We start from the raw sequence: 1,141 nt of genomic DNA, 5'->3' as shown, positions 1-1,141 counted from the left end.
GCGCAGAGCACAATGGACGAATTCCTGATTAAATCCAGACAAAGCTTTGACGACTGGCAAAACCAGTACAACACAAAAATACGCGAAATGGAAACATATATTGAAGAACTTCGCCGGCATAGCAGGGAGAGCGCGACAGAAAATGACGGGCGAATAGCGTCGTTCCGCCAGAATCTGGAAGACATACGGAAAGAACTTGGCGTTCAGAAAAAAAATATTGAGCAGACGGAAGATCTGAAGAAAAAACTTGAACAGAGCATGGAAGAAATTAACGGCGATCTTGACAAGCTGGATCAGCGTAAGAATGAAATCACGCAGATGGAAAACCAGTATACCCACATCAAACGCTTGGAAGACGAAGTAATCAGCAAGATGTCGCGCTTTATCAACGAAAAAAACCGCATAGATCAAATGCAAAGCGAATTTGACAAACTGATAAAAACACAACAGTCCGTGGAAGAAAGGCTTGTGCAGGTTACAAGCAAGGATGATATTCTTGAAGCGGTACAGTTAAAAATGCGCAAACTGGAAGATATTATCAAAAGAGCCGAAGAAAAGTACCAGCGCATTGAGAGCAAGAGCGACGTGCTTGAAGAGACAAACGAAGGCATAACCAGCAATTTCGCCAAACTACAAAAAACGGAAACGGCGATTAACAACGCGGAAATTTTCATTACAAAACTTTCGGAACAATTTGAAGAAATGCGGTCTTCCATCGAGGCCCTGTCCGCCGAAAGCATAAAAGCGAATGACGCGCTTGATAAAATCGCCGTTCTGAACGATACTTTAGCGCAAATCGAAAAACGCATCGCGGACATGAACGTCGCCCGCGAATGGGTCGCGAGCGCGGAAACTGAATTAACAAATTTAAACAATGATATTCGCTCTCAGCTTAGAATTGTCAAAACGATGGTTGATAAAGAAGGGAAAAAAATAAAAACGGAGAAAGAAGACGGCGTTTCTCCGCAGAAACGCGATAACATTATAAGGCTTAAGACAAAAAACAACTTTTCAAACGAAGATATCGCAAAGGCATTGAACCTATCGGTAAGCGAAGATGAGCTGGTTCTGGAAATCGCTTCCCGCGGATAATTTTCGTGAAAAAACCAGAATGGGAAAGATTTAACGCGGCAAGAAAACG

Annotated in this window: 1 protein-coding gene; it reads left to right on the top strand. The window is 42.8% G+C overall.

The features are described 5' to 3' along the window. Positions 1–1,092: SpiroCoCo family coiled-coil protein (locus ACYVTD_RS13525; RefSeq protein WP_461248259.1), on the top strand; the 1,092-nt coding region annotated here is incomplete at its 5' end. Positions 1,093–1,141 lie beyond the last annotated feature (49 nt).

Source organism: Treponema sp. R6D11, assembly GCF_054786075.1.
Note: the sequence above shows the minus strand (reverse complement) of the source record. Positions and strands in the feature narration are given on the sequence as shown.